This window comes from Flavobacterium sp. FlaQc-52 (assembly GCF_044007495.1).
Classification (GTDB): domain Bacteria; phylum Bacteroidota; class Bacteroidia; order Flavobacteriales; family Flavobacteriaceae; genus Flavobacterium; species Flavobacterium cupriresistens.
The window spans coordinates 192,584-218,531 of record NZ_JBIPCV010000009.1; the positions used below are offsets into that span (position 1 = coordinate 192,584).

The 25,948-nt window shown below is 35.8% G+C and carries 26 protein-coding genes; 3 read left to right on the forward strand and 23 right to left on the reverse strand.

The annotated features are described in order from the left end of the window. Nucleotides 1-186 precede the first annotated feature (186 nt). The 22 genes from ACHRV5_RS16365 to ACHRV5_RS16470 form a co-directional block, all read right to left on the reverse strand. The gene (locus ACHRV5_RS16365; RefSeq protein WP_395427450.1) at nt 187-1,776 is read right to left on the reverse strand and encodes an MDR family MFS transporter; all 1,590 of its coding nucleotides are present in this window, start codon (nt 1,774-1,776) and stop codon (nt 187-189) included. A 3-nt stretch (nt 1,777-1,779) separates the two neighbouring features. After that, nucleotides 1,780-2,859 carry an HlyD family secretion protein gene (locus ACHRV5_RS16370; RefSeq protein WP_047778630.1) on the reverse strand — a complete coding sequence of 360 codons (1,080 nt, stop codon included), beginning with the start codon at nt 2,857-2,859 and terminating at the stop codon, nt 1,780-1,782. 12 nt (nt 2,860-2,871) lie between these two features. Beyond that, complete coding sequence (locus ACHRV5_RS16375) at nt 2,872-4,194, reverse strand: TolC family protein (RefSeq protein WP_395427451.1); 1,323 nt, start codon at nt 4,192-4,194, stop codon at nt 2,872-2,874. Further along, nucleotides 4,184-4,813 carry a TetR/AcrR family transcriptional regulator gene (locus ACHRV5_RS16380; protein ID WP_047778632.1) on the reverse strand — a complete coding sequence of 210 codons (630 nt, stop codon included), beginning with the start codon at nt 4,811-4,813 and terminating at the stop codon, nt 4,184-4,186. Before ACHRV5_RS16380 ends, ACHRV5_RS16375 begins: the two co-directional genes overlap by 11 nt. Before the next feature lie 389 nt (nt 4,814-5,202). After that, complete coding sequence (gene trpA, locus ACHRV5_RS16385; protein WP_047778633.1) at nt 5,203-5,964, reverse strand: tryptophan synthase subunit alpha; 762 nt, start codon at nt 5,962-5,964, stop codon at nt 5,203-5,205. 60 nt (nt 5,965-6,024) lie between these two features. Next, complete coding sequence (locus tag ACHRV5_RS16390) at nt 6,025-6,762, reverse strand: carbon-nitrogen hydrolase family protein (protein WP_395427452.1); 738 nt, start codon at nt 6,760-6,762, stop codon at nt 6,025-6,027. Between the two features lie 98 nt (nt 6,763-6,860). After that, nucleotides 6,861-7,178: a gamma-glutamylcyclotransferase family protein gene (locus tag ACHRV5_RS16395; RefSeq protein WP_047778635.1), complete on the reverse strand. Its 318-nt coding sequence runs from the start codon at nt 7,176-7,178 to the stop codon at nt 6,861-6,863. 147 nt (nt 7,179-7,325) lie between these two features. Beyond that, the gene (gene trpB / locus ACHRV5_RS16400) at nt 7,326-8,507 is read right to left on the reverse strand and encodes a tryptophan synthase subunit beta (protein ID WP_395427453.1); all 1,182 of its coding nucleotides are present in this window, start codon (nt 8,505-8,507) and stop codon (nt 7,326-7,328) included. Further along, the gene (locus tag ACHRV5_RS16405; protein WP_395427454.1) at nt 8,497-9,159 is read right to left on the reverse strand and encodes a phosphoribosylanthranilate isomerase; all 663 of its coding nucleotides are present in this window, start codon (nt 9,157-9,159) and stop codon (nt 8,497-8,499) included. The genes trpB and ACHRV5_RS16405 overlap by 11 nt, the downstream gene beginning before the upstream one ends. Before the next feature lie 198 nt (nt 9,160-9,357). Beyond that, nucleotides 9,358-10,137 carry an indole-3-glycerol phosphate synthase TrpC gene (gene trpC, locus ACHRV5_RS16410; RefSeq protein WP_230002902.1) on the reverse strand — a complete coding sequence of 260 codons (780 nt, stop codon included), beginning with the start codon at nt 10,135-10,137 and terminating at the stop codon, nt 9,358-9,360. Nucleotides 10,138-10,245: 108 nt separating this feature from the next. After that, nucleotides 10,246-11,238 carry an anthranilate phosphoribosyltransferase gene (gene trpD / locus ACHRV5_RS16415; RefSeq protein ID WP_047778639.1) on the reverse strand — a complete coding sequence of 331 codons (993 nt, stop codon included), beginning with the start codon at nt 11,236-11,238 and terminating at the stop codon, nt 10,246-10,248. Nucleotides 11,239-11,341: 103 nt separating this feature from the next. Continuing rightward, entirely contained in the window at nt 11,342-11,749 is a 408-nt protein-coding gene (locus tag ACHRV5_RS16420; protein ID WP_230002900.1) for a GNAT family N-acetyltransferase, read from the reverse strand. Nucleotides 11,750-11,888: 139 nt separating this feature from the next. Beyond that, on the reverse strand, nt 11,889-12,455 hold the full coding sequence (locus ACHRV5_RS16425) for an aminodeoxychorismate/anthranilate synthase component II (protein WP_230002899.1): 567 nt from the start codon (nt 12,453-12,455) through the stop codon (nt 11,889-11,891). 310 nt (nt 12,456-12,765) lie between these two features. Continuing rightward, on the reverse strand, nt 12,766-13,209 hold the full coding sequence (locus ACHRV5_RS16430) for a hypothetical protein (RefSeq protein ID WP_230002898.1): 444 nt from the start codon (nt 13,207-13,209) through the stop codon (nt 12,766-12,768). Between the two features lie 115 nt (nt 13,210-13,324). After that, nucleotides 13,325-14,725 carry an anthranilate synthase component I family protein gene (locus ACHRV5_RS16435; RefSeq protein WP_395427455.1) on the reverse strand — a complete coding sequence of 467 codons (1,401 nt, stop codon included), beginning with the start codon at nt 14,723-14,725 and terminating at the stop codon, nt 13,325-13,327. A gap of 300 nt (nt 14,726-15,025) precedes the next feature. Next, on the reverse strand, nt 15,026-16,306 hold the full coding sequence (locus tag ACHRV5_RS16440; RefSeq protein WP_395427456.1) for a hypothetical protein: 1,281 nt from the start codon (nt 16,304-16,306) through the stop codon (nt 15,026-15,028). A 201-nt stretch (nt 16,307-16,507) separates the two neighbouring features. Beyond that, nucleotides 16,508-17,074 (reverse strand): YceI family protein, encoded by a 567-nt coding sequence (locus ACHRV5_RS16445; protein ID WP_047778643.1) that lies wholly within the window; start codon nt 17,072-17,074, stop codon nt 16,508-16,510. 32 nt (nt 17,075-17,106) lie between these two features. Next, a complete protein-coding gene (locus tag ACHRV5_RS16450) occupies nt 17,107-17,739 on the reverse strand; it encodes an NAD(P)H-dependent oxidoreductase (RefSeq protein ID WP_395427457.1) in 633 nt (210 codons plus the stop codon). A gap of 4 nt (nt 17,740-17,743) precedes the next feature. Beyond that, nucleotides 17,744-18,205, reverse strand: coding sequence for a MarR family winged helix-turn-helix transcriptional regulator (locus ACHRV5_RS16455; protein WP_047778645.1), 462 nt, complete (start codon nt 18,203-18,205; stop codon nt 17,744-17,746). Nucleotides 18,206-18,541: 336 nt separating this feature from the next. Continuing rightward, nucleotides 18,542-19,027 carry a DUF6691 family protein gene (locus ACHRV5_RS16460; RefSeq protein WP_047778646.1) on the reverse strand — a complete coding sequence of 162 codons (486 nt, stop codon included), beginning with the start codon at nt 19,025-19,027 and terminating at the stop codon, nt 18,542-18,544. A 10-nt stretch (nt 19,028-19,037) separates the two neighbouring features. Next, nucleotides 19,038-19,601: a YeeE/YedE family protein gene (locus ACHRV5_RS16465; protein WP_395427458.1), complete on the reverse strand. Its 564-nt coding sequence runs from the start codon at nt 19,599-19,601 to the stop codon at nt 19,038-19,040. 109 nt (nt 19,602-19,710) lie between these two features. Beyond that, a complete protein-coding gene (locus ACHRV5_RS16470) occupies nt 19,711-21,123 on the reverse strand; it encodes a rhodanese-like domain-containing protein (protein ID WP_395427459.1) in 1,413 nt (470 codons plus the stop codon). Nucleotides 21,124-21,318: 195 nt separating this feature from the next. On the opposite strand from ACHRV5_RS16470, the gene ACHRV5_RS16475 reads away from it, so the two are divergent. The 3 genes from ACHRV5_RS16475 (at nt 21,319) to cydB (ending at nt 24,851) form a co-directional block, all read left to right on the forward strand. Continuing rightward, a complete protein-coding gene (locus ACHRV5_RS16475; RefSeq protein ID WP_395427460.1) occupies nt 21,319-21,912 on the forward strand; it encodes an HD family hydrolase in 594 nt (197 codons plus the stop codon). Between the two features lie 516 nt (nt 21,913-22,428). Beyond that, nucleotides 22,429-23,772, forward strand: coding sequence for a cytochrome ubiquinol oxidase subunit I (locus ACHRV5_RS16480; RefSeq protein WP_047778649.1), 1,344 nt, complete (start codon nt 22,429-22,431; stop codon nt 23,770-23,772). Nucleotides 23,773-23,774: 2 nt separating this feature from the next. After that, nucleotides 23,775-24,851, forward strand: a complete 1,077-nt coding sequence (cydB, locus tag ACHRV5_RS16485; RefSeq protein ID WP_047778650.1) for a cytochrome d ubiquinol oxidase subunit II — start codon at nt 23,775-23,777, stop codon at nt 24,849-24,851. A 281-nt stretch (nt 24,852-25,132) separates the two neighbouring features. On the opposite strand, the gene ACHRV5_RS16490 is transcribed toward cydB, so the two are convergent. After that, entirely contained in the window at nt 25,133-25,918 is a 786-nt protein-coding gene (locus tag ACHRV5_RS16490) for a sulfite exporter TauE/SafE family protein (protein ID WP_395427461.1), read from the reverse strand. Nucleotides 25,919-25,948: the final 30 nt, after the last annotated feature.

The window sequence follows — 25,948 nt, forward strand, 5'->3', positions numbered from 1 at the left end:
AGTTTAAAGTTTCAGGTTTAAGGTTTAATAGCCCCCAGCTTCAGCTGGTGGGACCAGGGGTGTTTTTTTTTTAAAGGCTTTAGCCAAATCATTTAATTTGAAGACGTAAAATCTCATTTATAGAATTTTCCGAAATAAAAAAGCCGAATTCAATTTTGAATTCGGCTTTTTTAGTTTTGTTAAAAATTAATGCATCGCATCAGCAGGATTAATTTTGTTTTTTCCTTTTTTGATGAAAAATATAATCGGAATACAGCATAAGAACATGATTCCTAAATACATAAAAATATCAATGTATGACATTACTGTACTTTGTTTTAAAATAGCATAATCTATTGCCTGATAGGCCTTTTTAAGGGCGACATCGGCGCTATATCCTTTGGACATAAAAGCATGTTGCATTCCTGAAATACGTTGCTGCACATCATGATTCGCAGGATCTAAATTGTTGATCAGATTAACTCGGTGCTCTTGACTGAAACGGGTGATAAAAGTGGTGATAATGGCAATACCAAATGAACCTCCTAATTGACGCATCATTCCGGTAAAAGCAGCTCCTTCACCAATATGTTTCCCTTTTAAAGTCGAAAGTGAAAGAGTTGTAATCGGTACAAAAAGTAAACCTAATCCAATACCTCTTAAAATCAACGGCCAATACATATGTTCTACACCGGTATCAGGTGTCATACGAGTTTGCATCATAAAGGTAAAGAAGAAGAAGACCAAAAATCCAACTCCAACCATATACCCTTGCGGGACCCCTTTCTGAATCATGTTTCCAACAAATGGCATCATGATCGCTGTTGTAATCGAACCCGGAATCAATAATAGTCCCGCGTCAGTTGCCGTCCATCCTAAAATGGACTGGGTGTAAATAGGGATAATCAATGTTGATCCGTATAAACCGAAACCTAGAATAAAACACATTACCGTTCCAATTCTTAGATTTCCATCTTTTAATACACTCAGATTTACAATCGGATATTTATAAGTCAGCTCTCTCCATATAAATAGAACTAATCCAAAAATGGTAAGGACACTTAATCCTGTAATTAAGGGATCATTAAACCAGTCGTCTTGTTGTCCGTGTTCTAAAACAAATTGTAAAGAACCGATAAACGTTGCCAAAAGAATAATTCCCCACCAGTCAACCTGATTTGCTTTTAGTTTTTCTCCATATTTCGGACTTCTAACAAAAGTTAGTGCTAAAATTGTAGCAATAATTCCCAAAGGAATATTGATATAAAAGATATAAGGCCAGGAATAATTATCTACTAAATAACCTCCTAAAGGCGGACCTAAAGTTGGACCAACAATTACACCCATTCCGTAAATAGCCTGTGCCATACCACGTTTTGCTACCGGATAACTTTCGGTAATAATGGTTTGGGCGGTTACCAGTAAGGCACCTCCACCCATACCTTGTACGAACCTGAAAGCTACCAGTTCCCAGATATTACTGGCATTTCCACATAAAAAGGAGCAGACTGTAAATAAGATGATAGAGGCCACAAAATAATTACGTCTTCCAAATTGCTGCGAAAGCCAGCTTGTCATCGGTATTACAATAACATTCGCAATGGCGTATGCTGTAATAACCCAGGCCACATCAGTCAAAGTAGCACCAAGGCTACCTCGCATGTCTGTTAGTGCTACGTTTACAATCGTGGTATCAACAATTTCCAGCAAGGCACAAAGTACCGCTGTAATCGTAATAATGACACGTCTGAAACCGTATTCTACTAAATCATCTTCTGCTTGTACTGCTGTTGCCATATTTTATTTCAAATGTACATCTACATCAACATTCATCCCCGGACGCAATAATTTTACTTTTTCAGGATCGTTTGATTGATCTAAACTGATTTTTACCGGTAGTCTTTGGATTGTTTTCACGAAGTTACCTGTGGCATTATCAGGAGGTAATAAAGAAAAACGAGATCCTGTTGCCGGTGAAAATGAAGTTACAACTCCTTTAAACTCATAGTTTGGATAAGCATCTACTTTTAAAGAAACTTTTTGCCCCACAACCATTTTGTTTAATTGTGTTTCTTTAAAGTTTGCTACAACCCAAGCCTCATTGTTATTGATGATATAAAATAAAGATTGTCCCGGTTGAACTAATTGTCCCGGCTGAATATCAACTTTAGAAACCTGACCGTCAATAGCGGCAGTTACAACCGTGTAAGTAAGGTTTAATTTCGCAACATCCAACATTGTTTTAGCTCTTTTAATATTGGCAGCTGCAACTTCTGTTTGTTTGTCAGAAGCTTTAGATTTTGATTCAATTACCGATTTTTGAAAAGAACTTGCTCTTTGTTGTTGTTGTAAAACACGTACCTGATTTTCTGCTTCTTCTTTTGCAGTCAAAGCTTGTTCATACTGTTGTTTTGTGATGGTATGTGTTTTGTACAAATTATTGTAACGGTTGTAATCGTTTGTAAGTTGTCTCAATCTTATTTTTGCACTTTCGATAGAACCACTTGCAGATTTCATGTTAGCGTCAGAAACAGAGATGCTTGCGTAAGCACTTCCAATATCGGCTTTTGCGGCTTCGTATTGGCCTTCAGCTCCTAATACTGCAGCAGTAGCTTCGTCAATTTTTAATTGATAATCTCTTTTGTCAATAGTAAATAAAGTATCTCCTTTTTTTACAAAATCATTATCTTTTACATATACTTTGCTAACATAACCAGATACTCTCGGGATAATCGGGTTCATTTTTTTCTCAATCTGAGCATCATCCGTTTCTTCGTGAGCTAAAGAATGCATGTATTTTGTTATTCCGTAAGTTCCGCCCACTAAGACCAATACGGCTAGTATAATGATGAATTTAGTATTTGTTTTTTTCTTTTCCATGAGAGCTATCGATTATATTTTAGAAAGATTGAATGATTGTGATAATTGTCCTGATACTGAAAGTAATTCGTAATATTTTTGAATAATGGTTGCCTTAGATACAGCCGTATTGATTTTAGCGCTTAGATGTTCAACATCAGCTTCAACTAAATCATTGGTATCAGATAAACCATTATCAAATTTGTCTTTTACAAGTCTGTAGTTTTCTTCGGCCTGTTGTAACGCTTCATCATAAACCACACTCTGATTGATTGCCAAGTCATAGTCCTCGATAGATTTCTGAACTTCAACTTTAATTCTATCCGTCATGATAGCCTCTGTGTTTTTTACTTCCAAAGCCTTGCTTTCAGCCGCTTTTACAGAAGCGCTGTTTTTTAGAATTCCCGATAAGTCATAAGATAAACCTACTCCAAAATTCATAGCATATTTTACCGTGATAAAATCTTTAAGGTCAAAAGCAGTGTAACCACCTAATAAAGCTAGTGTCGGATAGTATCCTGATCTTGCAACCTTGATGTTTGCTTCACTTGCTTTTTGTTGAAAACGAATTGCTTCGAGATCTTTTCTGTTTTCAAGTGCCATTGCATCCGAAGTTGGTGCATTGTTTGTTTTTAGATTGAAGAAATCAGACTCATTAACCTGAAGTTTTACGGTAGGATCTAATTTTAGTAAGGTCGTCAGGTAAAAATTAATGTTATTGAGGTTGTTATTTGCTTCATCAATAGATAATTGCGTTTTTGAAACCAATAATTGTGCTTTCAATAAATCATTTCGTGGGATGATTCCATTTTTCTCTAATTCTTTGAAATCAGTAACACGTTGTTTGGCTTGCTTCTGATTTTCGTTTAATAGATCTAATGTTTTCTGCGCTTTGTACAAAGCAGTGTAGTAAGTGATGACACGTAAGGCTACATCCTCTTTAGTTTTAGCCGCACTTGCAGTTTCAGCTTCGTAAAGATTATCGTAAGCGTTGATGCTGTTTTGAATTTTAAATCCTGAGAATATCGGCAGACTTAGGGTCGCCTGACCAAATAGTACCTGATTGGGTGCCGGCATTGGCTCAGCACTTGCCTCGTCATTATGCATATCAATCGACGCTTTTGTTAAACGCTGGTATTGCCCCGCAATTTTAATATCGGGATATTGATTGTTTTTGACGTTTTGTAACTCGTATTTTTTTGAGTTTACCTTAGTGTTGGCAAGCGTAACTTCGTTACTTTTTTCCCAAGCCAGTTTAACGGCCTCGTCTAAGGTTAAACTTGTTTTTTCTTGAGCTTCTATTGATGAAATTCCGATAAAGAAAATCCCAAAGAGCATTAATTGACTAATTTTCATAAACAAGTAGCGCTTTTATAGTTTGTTGAATGTGATTTGTAAGACTGGTTTTAATGTAAGCATCATACTTCGCTTCGGTATCTAATTGAAGTAAATCCTGAAAGAATGTTTTATTCATATGAAAGTGGAAAAAAGTCCCCATTATAGTTGGAGTGATTAATGGAATGATAACATCTTTTCTAAAAACACCCTTTGCCTGTCCTTCCTGAATGATGCTTTCTACAAGTTTTAAATTCCCTTTTTTCAGTTCTGTAAAGGCTTGTAGATTCTCTTCTTTCTTTCTGGACGCAAATTCAAAGTGTAAAACTCTGAAAATCCCTTTGTTACAATTGATTCTGTGAATGTAAATTTCGATTAATTTATTGACTTTATCAATGGGTTCCAGATTTTCGTGTAATAAATTTTCAATTTTTAACTTCAGATCAGAAGTTTTGTAGATGATTAAAGACTCTAACAAGCGGTCTTTAGAACCAAAATAATACGAAACCATGGCAATATTTATTTTTGCAGCTTTTGAGATGTCCCGTATAGATGTGCCTTCAAATCCTCGTTCAGAAAAAAGTTTTTCTGAGACTTCCAGAATCTGAATTTTTTTATCGTTTAATTCGATTTTAGACATGGTATTTTTCTAATAGAGTACAAAATTAAACAAGCGTTTAATTTAAACGCTTGTTTAATTTTATTTTAACAAAATATTAACATAACGTGAAGGGGAATTTTTATGAAAAATTATCATAAATAAAAATTGGTCTTAACGCTGAATTTCGAACTCAGTGTTAAGACCAACTGTACAGAGATTTTTTCTCTGTGGATAAAAATACACCAAAGTATTTTTAGAGTATATAATTTGTAGTATGGAGTGAGAGTGTCCTCTTTTTCCATAATGGGAAAGATGTTTTTAGCTTTATTAACTTTATTACAAATACAGTAGAGGCATAAGTAACTAAGATTGCGATCAGAGCGTTTTAAATTTAAACGCCGTTTTTGATTTATAAACTAAAAAGAAATCTATCTGATTCCTCCAATAAATTCTTCAATTTTTCCACTTCCGCTTTCCGCTAAATGTTTGATAAAAGCACTTCCAATTATAGCCCCTTTTGCAAATTTGGTTGCTTGGGTAAAAGTTTCTTTATTCGAAATTCCAAAACCAACAATTTGTGGATTTTTTAGCTCCATGGCTGCGATTCTTTCGAAATAATTTTCCTGTGTATTTCCGAATCCTGCCTGAGAACCGGTTACACTTGCAGAACTTACCATATAAATGAATCCGTCTGAAACACTATCGATAAAACGAATGCGTTCCTCTGAAGTTTGCGGAGTAATCAACAGTACATTAATTAAACCGTATTTTTCGAGAATAGCTTTGTATTGGTCTGCATAAACATCAACCGGAAGATCCGGAATAATTAAACCATCGATACCAATTTCAGCACATTTTTTGCAGAATTCTTCAACCCCATATTGTAACATCGGATTGAAATACCCCATAATAATCAACGGGATTTTTACGCTTTCGCGAATGTTTTTCAGCTGATCGAAAAGAAGTTGTGTGGTCATTCCGTTATGCAAAGCCTGTGTAGAACTTGCCTGAATAGTTGGTCCATCAGCCAAAGGATCGCTGAAGGGCAAACCAATTTCAATTAGATCAACACCATTTTTTTCCAGATCCTGTATAATTTGTGCGGTGTCATTTAAGTTTGGATATCCCGCCGAAAAATAAATAGAGAGTATCTTTTTATCTTCTTGTAGTTTTTGAGTTATTCTGTTCATCTTAATGTCGTTTTATTTTATCCTACCCGATTTCAAAAACCGGTTAGCTATATGTTATATTTAGTCAACGATAATCTCACTTGTCCAATTATCATTTTTATTTTCCAGTAGTAAAATACCGGAATCTGAATCGTTCATTTGGGCAACCAGTTCTCCTTTGTTGTTCCAAAAAGCGCTTTTTCCGGCAGAAGGAGTTCCCCAGGATTCACCGCTAAAATTGGCCATCAAAACATGCATCTGATGTTTCTGGGCATAACTTTGTAAGTTTCTATATGCATTTGGAATCCCGTTTGGCGTAAAGAATATACTGGCGACATAAATCGAAGTTTCCTTTTTACTTGCATTTTCGGGATGTTGCGGATGGTCAGTATCGGCACAAATAGCAAATGAGATCTTCTGGTTTTCAAGGGTAACCGTCGGGTTGTAATCGAATGAAGGCTGGAAGAATTCGTCCTCGCCTTCATGCAGAAATTGCTTGGTATAAATAGAAACCGATTGATCCGGAAAAATAATAAACTCCCCAAGAAACAATTCTGTTTCGGTTTGGATTGGGGCTCCGGCAATAATTATGATATTATATTCAACCGCTAATTCCTTTAAATGATCGATTCTGGAATCGTCTTTGGTAAAAGCTAGTTCCGCAGCATTTTCTCTTTCATAACCGGTAATCGACAGTTCGGGAAATGCGATTAAATTGGCGCCTTTTTCTCCGGCGATTTTGATCAGACGATAATGATCTATTAAATTGGAGTCGATATCTCCGCGTTTTGGTTTTGTTTGAGCTGCTGCTAAGATCATTTTGGTTGTTAATTATTCTTTATTATTTATACTTTTTAAAATTTTATCTGTTTAAAGGCCATTCAGATTTGATCTATATCGTTACGTTTTTGCGATCATTAACTTTCAATATAAATCCACGCAATAGTTCCCGATTTGAGTGTTATTCGGACTCTTTTATACGCATTCGATTCAAATTGATCTGCTTTGGTTAGATCTTCGTTGGAAATTGTAAAAACAGTCCCTTTAATACAATCTGCAGGGTTTTCACTTGGTACCGCTACAAAATAGTCAGTCATACCAAATTCTTCTTCTATTTTCAGGTCTTTTAGTTTATAGGCCGTAAGCTGGTCTGCTTTTCCGGTCAATAATTTATTAAAAACCTGCATTTGAATTTCTTTTGAGCGTAAGGTTCCGTAAGAGAATATCTGTTCCATAATTATTATTTTTCTCGTTATTTGTTCGCGTCAAGGATCATTTCGTGAAGCAATTATTGTTGAGTTGCGTTTGTGATATTTTTTGTAAAAAAGCAAAAGATCACGCAAACAGTCCGACCCTTGAGAACATGCAAATTACGATTTTTATTATAATTTAAAGTACTCGATGTAATTGTCTAAATCTTTGTCACCACGACCTGAAAGACTGATTACCACAACATCTGTAGGTTTGAATTTTTTCTGATCTAAAACGGCAAAGGCATGTGCACTTTCAATTGCCGGAATAATCCCTTCTAATTTGGTAAGTTCTAAACCGGCATTCATTGCTTCATCATCCGTTACAGAGAAAAATTCACCACGACCCGTTTGTGCCAAATGCGCGTGCATAGGACCAACTCCCGGATAATCCAGACCGGCAGAAATCGAGTAAGGTTCTGTAATTTGACCATCCGGAGTTTGCATCAAAAGAGTTTTGCAACCATGAATAATCCCTACTTTCCCTAATTTGCTGGTGGCAGCACTGTGACCGCTGTCAACCCCTTTTCCAGCAGCTTCAACGGCGATAATGCCTACTTCAGGTTCGTGTAAAAAGTGGTAATAAGTTCCGGCTGCGTTGCTTCCTCCTCCGATACAAGCGACCACGTAATCCGGATTCTCACGACCTTCTTTTTCTTTTAACTGCCATTTGATCTCTTCGGAAATAATGCTTTGAAAACGGGTTACCATATCCGGATAAGGATGCGGACCAATAGCAGATCCGATGATATAATGGGTATCAACCGGATTGTTGATCCAATCGCGGATGGCTTCGTTTGTAGCGTCCTTTAAAGTTTTTGAACCCGAAAGTGCCGGACGAACTTCTGCTCCAAGCATTTTCATACGGGCAACGTTTGGTGCCTGACGTGCGATGTCGATTTCACCCATGTAAACAATACATTCAATCCCCATTAAGGCACAAACGGTTGCTGTAGCCACACCGTGCTGACCTGCACCGGTTTCTGCAATAATTCGTTTTTTACCCAAACGTTTGGCAACTAATATCTGACCAATTGTATTGTTGACTTTGTGTGCCCCTGTATGATTTAAGTCTTCTCTTTTTAAATAAACCTTGGTATTGTATTTTTCAGATAAACGTTTGGCAAAATATAACGGACTAGGGCGCCCTACGTAATCTTTTAATAATTGATCGAATTCTGATTTAAAATCAGGCTCTGCTATAATTTTTAAATATTGCTGACGTAATTCTTCTACATTAGGATACAGCATTTCGGGAATGTAAGCCCCTCCAAATTCGCCGTAATAACCTTTTTCGTTAACATTATAATTCATTGTATAGTTGTTTAGGGTTTAAAGTAGCAGGTTTTAATTTTTTCTGAAACTTCTTTAATAGAGTTGTGTTTTTTAATCCCGGTTCAATCTCAAATTTGCTGTTTACGTCAATAGCGTATATTGGAATTTTGAGGTCTTTTATCATTGGAATTTCTTCAATTCCGATTCCACCACTTAAGAAAAGTGGTTTCTCAGATTTATAATTTTCCAATATCTTCCAGTCGAAAGTGGTTCCGTTTCCGCCCGGTAATTTTCCTTTTGTATCAAATAGAAAATAGTGACAAACCTTTTCATAAGGCTCTAAAACGGTGAAATCAAAACTTTCATCAACAGAAAATACTTTAATGATTTCTGTGTTAATGTCAATTCTGCTATCGATTTTAGTTTTTAATTCCTGACAAAATGCAACGGATTCTTTTCCGTGTAACTGAACCGTTTGTAAATGGTATTTGTCGATTTTCGACATAATATTTTCAACGGTTTCGTCTACAAAAACGCCCGTTTTTTTAATTGTTTTAATCAGTTCCGGAATCGTTCCGTCAAAATAACGCGCAGATTTTTCCCAGAAAATAAATCCCATATAATCGGGTAGGAGCGCTCCTACTTCGAGTATATTATCGAGATGTTTCATGCCACAGATCTTGAGTTTCATTTTTTCTTTTTTTTTAACCGCAAAGGGCGCAAGGGTTTTTTATGTTAGTCTTTGTAAACGCTAAGTTCGCAAAGCTTTGTGTTTGTTTTTTTTGCCACGAATTACACGAGTTTTCACGAATCGAATTGGTGTAAATTCGTGTAATTCGTGGCGAAACTTTTAGTTTCTATTTTTTTTGAAGCTTATTAAAACCTACGCTTACAGCTGTGCAATAAATTCCGTTGCCGCTTTTCCGGCATTATCGGTTTTCATGAAATTTTCTCCAATTAAGAAGCCTTTGTATCCGTATGGTTTTAGTTCAGAAATGGCTTCAACGGACGAAATACCGCTTTCTGAAACTTTCACAAAATCATCCGGAATTTGCGATGCCAGTTGTTTGCTGAAATCCAGACTTACTTCAAAGGTCTTAAGGTTTCTATTGTTCACGCCAATCATGTCCAGCGTTGGCATAATCGATTTTTCTAATTCTTCCTGATTGTGAACTTCCAATAGAACTTCCAAACCCAGTTTTTTCGCAAATTCTGAAAGCGATTTGATTTCTTCACGAGTCAAAACGGCTGCAATCAGTAAAATCAAATCGGCACCAAATGCTTTGGCTTCCAGAATTTGGTATTCATCTACAATAAATTCTTTTCGCAAAAGCGGCAGATTTACAGAAGCTCTTGCCAAAAGCAAATCGTCAAGTGAACCACCAAAATATTTTCCGTCGGTTAAAACAGAGATTCCACAAGCACCCGCATTTTCATATCCTTTCACCACTTCTTCTACCGTAAAATTGTGGTTTATTACTGATTTTGAAGGGGAACGGCGTTTGTGTTCTGCGATGATTCCCGTTGCACTTTGCTGTAACTTTTGACTTAAAGAAATCGTTTGTCTTTCAAAAAAAACAGAGCTCTCCAATTGAGAAACCGGAATAATTGCTTTTTTAAGAACAACTTCTCGTTGTTTGTCGAATATTATTTTATCAAGTATATTCATTGTTGTTTGTTTCGGGGTTCAGGTTTCAAGTTTAACGTTTCAAGTTTCAGGTTTAACGTTTCAACAACAGGAAACCTGAAACAAATAAAACTTGAAACTATATTTTTTTTACTTACTTAATTCTTGTAATTTTTTTAGTGCTTTTAATCCTTTTCCGGAGAATAAACTTTCTTTGGCTTGTTTAAAACCTTCTTTCGCTGAGCATTTTGTTACGGTTGCAATGGCCATTGCGGCATTCGCACAAACAACATTATTCTGCGCTTCACTTCCTTTTCCGGAAATGATATTGGTAAACATATCTGCCGATTCCTCTATTGTTCTGCCACCTTCAATTTCTCTTTGTGATAAAAGACGAACTTTAAAATCTTCCGGTTTTAACATGCCTTCCATGTCACTGGTAATGATTTTTGTTGGGCCGGTTAAGGAGATTTCATCATAACCGTCAAGCGAATGTAAAATTGTAAAATTTACATCGGTATTTTGGTATAAATAGGCATACATTCTGGCTAATTCTAAATTGAAAACGCCAACTAATTGATTTTTAGGAAACGATGGGTTTACCATTGGTCCTAACATATTGAAGAAGGTTTTTACAGCTAGTTCTTTTCGTATTGGCCCAACATTTTTCATTGCAGGGTGAAACAAAGGGGCGTGTAAAACACAAATTCCCGCCTGATCAATACATTTTTCTAAAAAATCGGGATCACTGCTAAATTTAACTCCCATTTTCTCCATCACATTACTTGATCCGGAAATAGAAGAAACACCATAATTTCCATGTTTTGCTACTTTTATTCCGGCTCCCGCTGCAACAAAGGATGCCAAAGTAGAGATATTAAAAGTATCTTTTCCATCACCACCCGTACCACATAAATCGATGGCGTTGTAGGCAGATAAATCTACTTTAATACATAACTCCAATAAAGCTTCACGAAAACCCGAAAGCTCTTCAATCGTGATGCTTCTCATCATAAACACGGTAAGGAATGCCGAAATCTGACTCGGATTATACGCCCCGCTTGAGATATTAATCAATACGTTTTTTGCTTCCTCCTTAGAAAGTACTTCGTGATTGATTAGTTTATTTAGTATATTTTTCATTTTTTTTTAAGTTGCTAAGGTTCTGAGATGCTGAGGTTTTGTTTCAAGTTTCAAGTTTCAGGTTTCAGGTTTTTCTGAGACTGAATACTGCGACTGAAAACTATCAATGTTCATTTCCTTGATAAATCCACATGGGTTCTGTTTTCCCGGCGCGTTCAAATCCGTTCTTTTTATAAAAATCAACCGATCTTCCATCTGCTGTTAGCATTTGCATGTGAAAATGACGGTATTTCTCTTGTAATTTATCTAAAATCATCTTTCCAATTCCTTTGCCCTGATATTCGGGAAGTATTAGTAAGTGCGGGTAATAAACCGTTAAATGTCCATCAGAAATGGCATTTCCAAGTCCAACCAGTTTTTTTCCTTCCCAAGCGGTTATCAAAGTTTCGGAATTTAAAAGACCGTTGTACAATTCATTAGGTTTACTGGCCGAACTCCATTCGTTTGCTTCGTAAAGCGCCAATACATCTTCGATTCTGATTTCTTTGGTTGCTAAAATTTCTATGCTCATTTTTTTTTAAAGTTGCTAAGGTTCTGAGATACTGAGGTTCTGAGGTTTTGAGGTTTTGTTTCAGGTTTCAAGTTTCAAGTTTCAGGTTTCATGTTCCAATAACCTGAAACTTGAAACTTGAAACAAAAAAAACATAACATTACCCCTTTATCCAGTTCTCCAAAATCCTTTTTCCGTTTGGTGTTAATACACTTTCGGGATGAAACTGAACGCCTCTTACATCAAAAGTTTTATGTCTTAGCGACATGATTTGTCCGTTTTCATCGATTGAAGTGGCTTCTAAAACTTCCGGCAGATTTGCATCAACAACCCATGAATGGTAGCGACCTACTTCAAATTCACTGCCCAAGCCTTCAAACAAAATTTCATCAGAAACCACCGTTTTGACATTTGTAGCAACACCGTGATATACTTTGTCAAGGTTAGAAAGTGTTCCTCCAAAAACTTCTCCAATAGCTTGCTGTCCTAAACAAACGCCTAAAATGCTTTTGGTTGCTCCGTATTTTTGAATCACGGCTTTTAATAATCCAGCTTCATCCGGAATTCCAGGCCCCGGAGAAAGTAAAATTTTATCAAAAGAACTGATCTCATCGATATCAAATTCGTCGTTTCTGTAAACGGTAACTTCGCAATTTAAATCTTCCAGATAGTGTACAAGGTTGTAAGTGAAACTATCGTAATTGTCTATAACTAATATTTTTTTCATGATGTCTTTTTTGTTTTTGTTTCAGGTTTCAGGTTTCACGTTCCAACAACTTGAAACTTGAAACAAGGAAAACGCGAAACTATTTTTGTTTTTGTTTCAGGTTTCAAGTTTCACGTTCCAACAACTTGAAACTTGAAACAAGGAAAACGTGAAACTTTTTTTGTTTTTGTTTCAGGTTTCAAGTTTCACGTTCCAACAACATGAAACTTGAAACAAGGAAAACGCGAAACTTTTTTGGTTCTGCTTCAGGTTTCAGGTTTCACGTTCCAACAACTTGAAACTTGAAACAAGAAAAACTTGAAACTATTTTTTATCTCTCTCTAACGTATTTCTCTACAATAACACGATCAACTCCTAATTTTTCTATTTTCTCAATTCCTTTTTGAATTAGGGTATCGTTTTTAACTTTTACCACAAACTCAAATTTGTTATTTTCCCACTGACGGTTATTGAAATATTCGAGGTTTTCGGTGTAAACACTATCCTTTAAAGTATATTTTCCGCCTCCTCCAAAAAACACTGCCGCGGTTGAATCTTTTCCATTGTTTAAATCATGATTAAAAAAAGCAAAGTGCGAACCGTTTATAATTTTAATCATTTTTGTTTTTGAATTGAAAGTAGAAAAAGTAGAATCCTTTTCTGTCGTTTCAGCGGATATTAAACGCCAGGTTCCTTCAATCAAGTTTTGTTTTTTATCTGAATTACAGGCTGAAATTGTGATTAATAGTACTAAGAGGGATATTGCTTTTTTCATTTTTATATTGTGGTTTTTATGGGTTGGTTTTTTTTGTTTCAAGTTTCAAGTTTCAGGTTTCAGGTTTCACGTTCTGAAAACTGCGACTGGGACTGAGCCTGAGCACTAATTACTATCAAATTTTCTCCGCCATTTCTAAGGCTGTATTCAGTGCTTTTAGTTTGTTGTATACCTCTTGCATTTCGCTTTCTTCGTCTGAGCTGGCTACAATTCCGGCTCCGGCTTGACAATGCAATTGGTGATTTTTACTGAGGAAAGTTCGAATCATGATGGCGTGATTAAAATTGCCTTCAAAGTCCATGAAGCCAATGGCGCCCCCGTAAAAGTTACGATTGGTTTTTTCGTAATTTTCAATCAGTTGTATGGCTCTGTGTTTTGGCGCTCCGCTTAAAGTTCCGGCTGGGAAAGTATCTGCGACAACCTGCATAGTGGTGGCTTTTTCATGTAAATGCCCGGTAACTTTTGAAACCAAATGAATGACATGAGAAAAGAACTGAACCTCTCTGTATTTCTCTACGTTGACATCGTGACCATTTCGGCTTAAATCATTTCGAGCCAAATCAACCAACATTACGTGTTCGCTGTTTTCTTTTTTATCTTCAGAAAGTTCTTTGGCCAAAAGGGCATCGCGTTCATCATTTCCGGTTCTTTTGAAGGTTCCGGCGATCGGGTGAATTTCGGCTTTTCGGTTTTTTACGATGATTTGTGCCTCAGGTGAAGAACCAAATATTTTGAAATCACCATAATCAAAAAAGAACAAATACGGAGAGGGGTTTATGCTGCGTAAAGCTCTGTAAACATTAAATTCGTCTCCTTTGAAACCCTGTGTGAAACGACGGGATAAAACCAGTTGAAATACATCACCACGGAAACAATGTTTTTTGGCTAAAGCCACATTATGTTTGAATTCTTCGTCAGTTAAATTTGAATATCCTTCTCCTTCTTTGGTGAATTTATAAGAAGCAATATTTCTGGATTGTAGTAATTGCTCAATTTCAGAAATGTTGTTTTTGTCGTCTACGCTGTGGCAAAATAGGTAAGCTTCATTTTTGAAGTGGTTAATGGCGATAATGTTCTGATAAACGGCATAGAATACATCGGGAATTGAAGTTGCATTGTCTTTTTTGGCAATGGAAACTTTTTCGAAATAACGAACGGCATCATAAGAAATGTATCCGAACAAACCATTATTGATGAATTTGAAATCGTTTTTTTCGGATTTAAACTGTTTTGAAAATTCCTGAATTATTTCCGGAATATTCGTCAAGCTATCAATTGAAATTGTTTCTGATGTTCCGTCAGGAAATGTTTTTGAAATGATTTCGTTTTCGATTTTGATGGTCGCAATCGGATTGCAGCAAACATAGGAGAAACTGTTGTCATTTCCGTGATAATCACTACTTTCCAATAATAGACTGTTTGGGAATTTATCTCTGATTTTAAAATAGATACTTACCGGCGTAATGGTATCGGCCAGAATTTGTTTGTAGTGTGTGTTGAGTATAAAAGGTTTCAATGTATTTAGTTTTTGTAGTTGATATTATTTTTTAAGTTCGATTTTTACCAAAAAAAAAGGCTTGTCGTCATGACAAGCCTTTTATATTTATAGTTTTTAAAGTACCATAGGAAGCTTCGTTCACGACGTTTGACGTAAATTCTTCCACCACCAAGTATTGTTTAAAATTGTTCTCATTTCTTTTTTTGTTGTGACAAAGATATAAATGTAATTTGAATTAGAACACATAAAATTTCAAAAAAAACTTTTCTTAATTTGGAAATTTGTTAAATTTTAAAATATTAAATGATTTTTAAGTGTCTAATTTCCAATTGCAATTGTGTTGTTTACGTTGGCTCTAAAGTCAGGATTCCCTTTGATATTGGGCGTTGTAAACAGTTCGCTGTTTTTTAGTTTGGAGTACCCGATAGCAAATTCCGGTTGGTCGTACCAATTTTGAAGTGACGCATTAGTACCACTGGATTCACTGGTAACTCCGCCATTACAATTGTTCGCTATTATACTTTTGAAGGTGATTTTGGATAAATTTACAGTACCGTTTCCGATATTTTCTTCTAATAATACAAAAGGAGAGAAGCCCGAAACAATACTATTGGTTAGGTTAAAAAAGGTGTTTTCTTTTATATAAATGGATTCTCTGACTAATCCCTGATTGTTTTCTTCTAGATTTACCAGTGTAATGTTGCTGGCATTGATATGAGTCAGTTTTTTGCTCATATCTGTATTTTGGATTTTATCGTAAGAGTCTACTTCAAAACATCTTGATCCTGAAACGTCTGAAGAAAAAGGATGACGAATCGCGATACTGTTGCTAATGTTGATTTGAGCACCTTGCGTAAAATCAAAATCGTCATCGGTAGTTCGGTAAGAAATCAGATTGGAAAGGTTTAAATCGCCACCATAACATTCGAAAGAATCATCATTTGAATAGCTAATCTGAATGTTGTTAAGAACTGTTTTTCTTCCAACTCCGGCTAAAGAAAGACCGTTAAGTTCTTTAAGGGCACTCAGTTTTCTTCCGGCATATTCAATTCGTATGTATTTTAAAATTCCCGAATTATCTTCAGCATCGGGACCTCCGTAATGATTTAAAAGGGGTTCTAAGTCAAAAGGCAAAGTATGTAAGCCGCCAAGCGTGTTGATAGGAGCTTTTCCTAGAACAATTATTCCGCCCCAATCGCCTGGACGTCTTTCTGTTTTTTCTTTGTTTGAAGTAAAAATGATCGGATCAGTTTCTAAACCTTCGGCCATAATTTTAGAACCATTGGTGATTACAAGAGTTCCGCAGGTTTTGTCGTCTCCACGGATTACAGTTCCGGGTTCTATGGTTAAAGTCGCATTATTGGTAACGTAAACCACACCCACTAATTGATACGTATTGCGTTTTAGTAGTTTGGTGTCTTTGTTTATGGTTCCGGCAATGATGTTGGTAGCTTCATTATATTCGTTAGCGAAAGGCTTAAAATTAGTCCAGTTGTTCATCCAGTTTGTAGTACCAATAATTCCTTTTTGCTGTTGTTGTGCGTGTAAAATAAAAGTGCTGATAAGGGTAATAATGGCAAGGCATACTTTTGTTTTCATAACTATTTGATTTCTAGTTTTTGATTTTTTTAATTTGCTCAAAAGTAGAAGGCCAATGTTAATCAACGCCCTGATGGATATTACCAAAGTGTTACATTACTATTAAGAACGTTATTTTTTTGGAAATAGAATAAAAAAAGTAGCCTCAATAGTACAAACTATTGAGGCCACCGGCATTTCTGAATTAGTATATCTGAAATATTAGAATTTTAAAGCTACAGTCAATTCGAAATCGTCATTGATCGTTTTGTCTCCTAAGTTTTCGAAGAAGTTACCGGAATTGTATTTGATATCGTATTTAGTTCTGTCTACTTTGAATGCAGTAGTTGCAGTATTTCCTGCTACAGTAATATCAAAAGTTACCGGTTTAGTGATTCCTTTAATTGTTAAATCAGCAGTTACAGTATAAACGTCAGTTGCTTTAGCCGCTACAGTTTTGAAAACTAATTTTGCAGTTGGGAATTTTGCAGTTCCAAAGAAATCGTCCGCTTTTAAGTGACCGTTTAATTTTCCTTGGTATTCTCCTGTAATATCAGTTGCAGTTAATGAATTCATATCAACAGTAAAGCTACCACCAACTAATTTTTTTCCTTTTAAAACAACAGCACCTTCTTTAAAGTTTACTGTTCCGGAGTGCTCTCCTGTTACTTTTTTACCTACCCATTTGATAGTAGACGCTTTTACGTCGATTTTCTTAGTTTGTGCGTTTACTGAAACGCTAGCTACTGCTACGAATAATGCTATTGCAATTGTCTTTAAATTTTTCATTTGTTAAAATGGATTTTGATTGTTATTAATAATTAAAGTGTGATAAATAATTCTTCGTTTGATTTTCGAACTTTTTTGTAATGTTGTGAGGTATCTTCGTCATGTCTGTACCCCACAGTTGCGATTACGGACGCATTTAGACCTAATTTGTCAAATCCTAAGATTTCATTGACAGCAGTTGCATTAAAACCTTCCATTGGCGTAGCGTCAATTTTCAATTCAGCTGCAGCGTTCAATAAGTTTCCTAAAGCAAGATAAGTCTGTTTTGAAGTCCAGTTGTTTTTGGCTTCTTGAGGTAATCTGGAGATTGCCCCTTTCATCATATCACTAAATCCGGCTAATGCATCGGTAGGAACACCTCTTGTTTCACTGATGGTGTTGATATAGTTGTCTACTGATTCTGCTCCTGTATTGGTATCATTTGCAAAAATAAATAGGTGAGAAGCATCTGTAATTTGAGTTTGTCCGAAAGCAGCTCCTTTTAGTTGCTCTCTTAATTCCGGATTTTCAATGATTACTACTTTATAAGGTTGTAATCCGTAAGAAGAGGCACTTAGTCTAACGGCTTCTTTTAGGGTATTTAAATCTGCTTCTGCTATTTTTTTGGTTGCATCAAATTGTTTTGTTGCATATCTCCAATTTTGATTTTCTAAGAAAGTGCTCATAATATTAATTGTGTTGATTGCGGTATTTTTCTAATAATTGATTTAATAATTCTAATTCTTCCGGCTCCACATTCTGAGCAAACGTCTGCTCGTGGTTGTCTACTTTCGGATCTAGCTCTTTTAATGTATCTAATCCCTTTTGGGTAATTAAAACTTCTATTTTTCTTCGGTTGTTCGGGCAAACATTTCTTGTTACCAGTTCTTTTAGTAACAATTTGTCTACCAGACGGGTGGTGTTACTGGTTTTGGCCAGCATACGCTCCTGGATCACACACATATTAGCGGGATTTCCTTTTTGCCCTCTTAGTATGCGCAACACGTTATATTGTTCTCCTGACAGATCATATGGCTTTAATATTTCATTAAAATGATCTTGAATCACATTTTGCGTGTACATAATATTCAGAATAACCTTTCTCGCATTATCCATCTTAACTGTACTTTTAATAACCTCTTCAATCGTCATAGTCGTAAGTGTATAATTTGTATATACAAATGTATGTCTTTTAATAGTTGTATATACAAGTGTTGTGTTAATTTTTAGTTAATTTTATTAAGAGCTTGGTTTAGAAGTAAGTTTCAAATTTTTAATACCGGAATAAATGTAAGTTGTTTTTATGGTTTAAAGTGTTGTATTGGTGTTATTTAATTGTTTTTTTAATAAAGTAAAAACAAATACCCCGATCGTTTAAAAAACGATCGGGGTATTTGTTTCGTAACTATTAAACAAACCTGACAGGTTTTTAAAACCTGTCAGGTTTAAATATAAATTTAAATATAAATTTAAATATAAATAAAAAATTTAATGAGGAAGTTTGTCCTTTAACAACCCATAAACCCAGGTTCCTGCAATGGCACTAACCAAAGTAACCACAATTACAGTTACTCCTGTACCAATTTGCGCAAAAAGAGGACCCGGACAAGCACCGGTAATAGCCCATCCGAAACCAAACAAGAGCCCACCATAAATTTGTCCTTTGTTGAATGTTTTAGGCTGAATTTCGATTTTTTCGCCTTGAATGGTTTTGATATCGAATTTTTTAATCAACCATACAGATATAATACCAACCATAACGGCACTTCCGATTACGCCGTACATAAAGAAAGATTGTAATTGAAACATTTCCTGAATACGGTACCAGCTGATGATTTCAGCCTTTACGAATACAATTCCAAAAAAGATTCCAACGATCAGGTATTTTAGATTGGAGAATGCAGAATCTTTCAATTGACTTCCGTTGATTCCTTCTGTATCGGTATTTTTATTTTCTAAATTTGAATGTGTCATTTTAAAAATATTAAAGTGAAAGAATATAAGGAAGAATCAAATTGGCCATAGCAAAACCACCAATCATAAAACAGATTGTGGCAACTAAAGAAGGCCATTGTAAATTTGAGATTCCCATAATGGCATGACCACTCGTGCATCCTCCCGCATAACGTGTTCCGAAACCAACTAAAAATCCACCCACCACAATCATAATAAATCCACGAAGTGTGAACAAACTTTCCCATGAAAAAAGCTGTGCAGGCAATAAACCCGAATGATCTGTAATACCATAAGTGGCTAACTGCTCTGAAAGTTCAGGAGTAATTTGAACCGCATTTGGATTTGATAAAAATGCTGTTGCAAGGATACCGCCTAAAAATATTCCGAAAACGAACAATAAATTCCAGCTTTCTTTTTTCCAATCATACTTAAAAAAAGAAATATTGGCAGGAATACAAGCCGCGCAAATATGTCGCAACGACGAACTGATTCCGAAAGATTTATTTCCGATGATTAATAATATAGGAACCGTTAATCCTATTAAAGGGCCTGCAACGTACCAAGGCCAAGGTTGTTGTATAATTTCGAGCATGATTTTTTTTGAGTTTCTGAGTTAGTAAGTTGCTGAGGTTCTAAGTTAAAAAGTTCTAAGTACAAAATCTTAGAAACTTAGTAACTCAGAGTCTTAGCTCCTTCAATTATTATAATACTTTACTTTGACAAATAAAATCCGATTTTGGGATTTCAGTTTTAGAAATAGCTCCAAAACCACCTTCAACTTCGGAAAAGTTTCTAAAACCACGTGCCTGCAAAATCGAAGCCGCAATCATACTGCGATAACCTCCGGCACAATGCAGGTAAAAATGTTCATTCGGATTGATGTCTTTTACCCAGTCATTAATATAAGCAAGTGGTTTGCTGTAGGCATCTTCAATATGTTCAGCAGCGTATTCTGTTTCTTTACGGATGTCGATTACTTTGTCTTCGGCAATATTAAACGCGCTTGCAAATTGTGCAGCAGTAATTCGGTTCACAGTATCTACTTCGAAACCGGCATTTTGCCAGGCTTCAAAACTGCCTTCCAAATGACCTATAATAGTATCAAAACCAACACGGCTTAAACGGGTTACGGTTTCTTCTTCTAATCCTTTTTCGGTAACCAATATTATAGGTTGTTTTACATTGGCTATTAAAGTTCCAACCCAAGGAGCAAAATCACCATTGATTCCGATATTAATAGACTGTGGAATAAATCCTTTGCTGAAATCAGCAGCACTTCTGGTGTCCAGAATTAAAGCCCCGGTTTCTTCGGCAACAGCTTCAAAATCTTTTGAGTTTATTGCTTTCATTCCGTTATTCAAAACAGACTCAAAGCTTTCGTAGCCATTTTTATTCATAGCAACATTCATACTAAAATAGGCGGGTGGAGGTAATAATCCATCCGTTACCTCAGTAATGAATTCTGTTTCCGTCATATTGGCGCGCAAAGCATAATTGGTTGCTTTTTGGTTTCCAATCGTAGAAACAGTTTCTTTACTCATGTTTTTACCACAAGCACTTCCGGCACCATGTGCAGGATATACAATAACGTCATCTGCCAGCGTCATGATTTTATCTCTTAGCGAATGAAACAAAATTCCGGCCAATTGATCCTGTGTCATTCCAGCTGCTTTTTGTGCTAAATCCGGTCGCCCGACATCTCCGATAAATAAAGTATCTCCCGAGAAAATAGCATGGTCTTTTCCGTTTTCATCAATTAACAAATACGTGGTGCTTTCCATCGTATGGCCCGGAGTATGCAACACTTTTATGGTAGTAGTTCCGATTTTAAATTCTTGTCCGTCTTTTGAAGAAATGCAATCAAATTCACATACCGCATTTGGTCCGTAAACAATAGGAGCTTGCGTTTCTTTGCTTAAGTCAACGTGACCTGAAACAAAATCAGCATGAAAATGAGTTTCAAAAATATATTTCAGTTTTACTCCATCGCGTTCCAAACGATCTAAATAAGGCTGAATTTCTCTAAGCGGATCAATAATGGCCGCTTCGCCATTTGAAGTGATATAGTAGGCACCTTGTGCTAAACATCCGGTGTAAATTTGTTCTATTTTCATGATATGCAATCTAAAATAATGTGGCACAAAGGTAACTTTGTTTTTTTGGAAAATAAGTGACTAATGTTACAGAAATTTGTTTTTTGTGCAAATACGAAAAAAAATAAATCTGCTAAAGCTTTAAAATCAAAAGAATGTAATTTGATTAACGATCCCGCATTTTGTAAATTTACAGCACGACGAAAACTATATATTATGAACACAGAAGACTTGTTAAATCAGATTGCTTTTATAAAAGAGATTGATAAAGTAAAATACATTCAGCGAAAAACGAAGCTGTTTAATAGTGATCGAAATGAAAATGATGCGGAGCATAGCTGGCATCTGGCTTTGATGGCGCTAGTTCTGGCAGAACATTCTAATGAGCCGATCGATGTTTTGAAAGTGGTAAAAATGGTTTTGATACATGACATTGTAGAAATCGATGCCGGAGATATTTTTCTTTATGACACACAACTCAATCATGATAATACGGTGGCTGAACGTTTGGCAGCGAATCGCATTTTTGGTTTACTCCCCCAAAAACAGGCCGATGAATTAATTGTCATCTGGGAAGAATTTGAAGCCGGAGAAACCAATGAAGCCAAGTTTGCAAAATCAATGGACCGACTAGAACCCTTATTGCAAAATACGTCAAACAACGGAGGAACCTGGAAAGAATACGGCGTAAAATACAAAACGGTTTATGAAAAAAAGAGCGTCATAAAAGAAGGTTCCGCCACTTTATGGAACTTCGCAGAAGGATTAATAAACGAAAGTGTTGCAAAAGGAATTTTAAAAGAGGAGTAACGAGAATATTTTCACCATATAAGTAATGTAAGTAAATATTAAGTGAAAGCACAACGTTAAAATGAACTTACATCACTTATATGTTTAAAAAAACAAGTGATATAGGTAAATATAAGTTAAAGCATACCGCTAAAATGAACTTACATCACTTATATGGTTTAAAAAAAAACAAATGATGTAAGTATATTAAGTTAAAGCATAACGTTAAAATGAACTTACATCACTTATATGGTTTAAAAAAAACAAGTGGTGTAAGTAAATATTTAAGTTAAAGCATAACGTTAAAATGAACTTACATCACTTATATGGTTTAAAAAAAACAAATGATGTAAGTAAATATTTAAGTTAAAGCATAACGTTAAAATGAACTTACATCACTCATATGGTTTAAAAAAAGTAAGCCCTCTAAAAGTACCGAAAAGTTTACTAAATATCAAACGATAAACTTTTTTTTAAGCCCCTGATTTCGGGTTTTAATAGGTAAATTTGTGGGACTTCATAATTAAATTACCACTCATGGAAGAAATGCTTTTTTATGACCGAATGCAATTCGCTTTCACCATTACCTTTCACTATCTTTTTCCGCAACTTACAATGGGTCTTTCGCTGATCATTGTTTATTTCAAATGGAAATATTTAAAAACCCAAAACGAACAATACAATCACGCCACCCATTTTTGGATGCGAATCTTCGCCCTAAATTTTGCAATGGGTGTGGTTACCGGAATTCCGATGGAGTTTCAATTTGGAACCAACTGGGCTAAATTCTCCGAATTGACTGGTGGAATTATCGGTCAGACTCTGGCCATGGAAGGAATGTTTTCCTTTTTCTTAGAATCCTCTTTTTTAGGTTTGTTTTTATTTGGAGAAAAACTCCTTGGACATAAGTGGCATTTTGTCACCGGATTACTGATTTGCATTGGTTCGTGGGCAAGCGGATTTTTAATTATAGCCACCCATTCGTGGATGCAGAATCCGGTTGGATATGAAATTCTCGAAAACGGAAAGTTCGTATTGAATAACTTTCAGGCCTTGTTCTTAAACCCTTGGTTATGGCCTTCTTATTTACACAATCAGGCCGCTTCATTGGTTACCAGTTCGTTTGTCGTAGCCGGAATAGGCGCATTTTATATCTTAAGTAAAAAGAATGTTGTTTTTGGAAAATTGTTTCTTAAAACAGGCGTTATTTTCGGATTGATTTCAAGTATGATTGTTGCCGTTCCTACGGGAGATTTACTGGCGAAAAACGTGGTAAAATACCAACCGGTAACTTTCGCTGCCATGGAAGGAATTTTTCATACCGAAAAAGAAGGTTCTGAAATTGTTTTAATTGGTCAGCCCGATGTTAAAGACAAAAAACTGGACAATAAAATCGCAGTTCCCAATATTCTAAGTTTCCTTACTTATGGAAGCTGGCACGAGGAAATAAAAGGCTTAGATCAGTTTGAAGAAGATGTACATCCAACCAATATTTCAGGGTTGTATTATGCCTATCATATTATGGTTGGACTCGGAACCTTGTTTATTGGTTTAATGCTTTGTGCGCTTTTTCAACTTATCCGAGGGAAATTATTTGAAACCAAATGGATTTTATGGTCCTTGCTTTTTATGATGCCGTTTCCGTATATCGCCAATACAACAGGCTGGTATACCGCCGAGTTAGGAAGACAGCCGTGGTTGGTTTATAATTTATTGCGAACTGCAGAAGGAGCCTCACCAACGGTTTCTTCCGGAAATACGTTGTTTACGTTATTAGGTTTTATCGGACTATACCTTCTACTCGGAATGTTGTTTTTATTATTGATTGGGAAAATTATCAACAAAGGGCCTCACAACGAAGCTTTAACTGAAAATAAATAAGTATGGAATTTTTTTGGTACGTCGTTTTAATGGGAATTCTGGCCGTTTATATTGTTTTGGACGGTTACGATTTTGGAGCAGGAATCATTCATTTGTTTTTTGCTAAAACAGAAAAAGATAAAAAAGCAATTACAAGCGCCATCGGTCCGTTTTGGGATGCGAATGAAGTTTGGATTATTGCAGCCGGAGGAGTTTTGTTTTTTGCGTTCCCGACCTTATATGCTTCTTCTTTTAGCGGGTTTTACCTGCCTTTAATCATGATTTTGTGGTTGTTGATTTTTCGCGCGATTGGATTAGAAATGCGTGGACAAGTACACCATCCGATGTGGGAGACCATTTGGGATAAAGCGTTTGGCATTGCCAGTTTGCTTTTGGCTTTGTTTTTCGGAATCGCTTTAGGGAATATCGTTCGCGGTGTTAATTTAGGAATGGTAACCAATGGCGTTTCTACTCAGGAAGCCCATTATTTCTTTTTGCCCTTGTGGAATCCTACTTTTAGTCCACAAGCCAATGAGTTGGGAATTATAGATTGGTTTACCTTGTTTCTCGGAATTGTAAGTGTGGTGGCTTTAACCATTCATGGTGCCAATTGGATTATTTACAAAACGAATTCATCCTTAAATACACAACTCAAAAATGTAGTCTTTAAATTGAATATTGTCTTGCTGATTTTGGTTTTCATTTCATTGCAAATTTGGCATTTTATTGAGCCAAAACCGTTTCATAATTTTATAGAAAACCCGATTCTGTGGTTTTTTCCTCTAATGACTTTTGTTGGAATTATTGGTTTGTTTAAAGTGCGTTCGTATAAAAAAGACGGACACGGTTTTATATTTTCAACCTTGTTTTTGGTAGGTGGATTCGCTTCGACAGCCGTTTCGATTTTTCCAAATGTTTTGCCTTCAACCAATAAAGTCAATCCATCATTGACGATTTATAATACCGCTGCCGGAGAATATGGTTTGTCTGTTGGAATGAGCTGGTTTTTTGTTGCTTTATTTTTGGTGATTATTTATTTTATTATTCAATACCGTGTTTTTAGCGGGAAGATGGATGATATTGGGTATGGGGAGCATTAGAATTTATAAAATTAGAATTTCATTTTACCCGAGATTGCGTTAGGGATAGGAGCGGTATCCTTTTGCTTTTTTCTTTAAAAAGCAAAAGATACAAGTGGATAGCCCGGCCGGAGGAAACGCCCAAAATATACAAATCCGTTTATTTTGAGAAATAAACGGATTTTTTAGTTTCATCTTTGTCAAGTTTAAAACTGCGACAAAGACTACTCTATATGTGAAACTAGATTAAAAATGTTTAAATAAATCAGCTTTATCTGCCAAATCTGCGTGAAACAATAAAGTTAAAACAAAACCTCCTTAGTAATAATATATACCCCCATTACCAAAACAAACCATCCAAAAATTGGTTTGAGTTTGGCTCCATCAATTTTTTTAGAAAGCTGACTGCCGATTACCATTCCGATAAGCGCCATAGCGGACACGCTTAACAGAAATGTGTAGTTGATCGGAGTCCCAATGTATAAATCACCTCCAAAACCGATACAAGAATTAATTGTGATGATTAATAAAGAAGTTCCAACGGCTTGTTTCATAGGTAAATTGGCGAAGAAAAGCAAGGCAGGAATAATTAAAAATCCCCCGCCGGCTCCTAGAAATCCGGTTACAATTCCGACTAGAAAACCAATTAGACTTAGTTGTGGATAGTTGGTTTCAGCGCCTTTTATTTCGGGTTTGTTTTTTTTGATCATCGAGATGGCCGCTGTAATCATCAATGCCGAAAAGATAATCATAATCAGAAAATCTTTTGAAACAGTATACGAAGCCACCGAAAATAAGGTTTGGGCAATTTGAGGAAAAATAACTTCACGAATTATCAAGATCGAAATCACCGACGGAATGGCAAAATACAAAGCGGACTTCAGTTTCAGATTCCCCATTTTATAATGGCTATAGCTTCCAAATAAAGCGGTTAACCCAACGATGAATAAGGAATATGAAGTAGCCTGTTCTGGATTTACGCGAAACAAATACACTAAAATCGGAATAGTAAGAATAGATCCGCCGCCGCCAATTAAGCCAAGTGAGATTCCTATGATAATCGAAGCAAAATAACCGAAATATTCCATTGATTGTATTTTTATGCAAAGGTGCTTTGT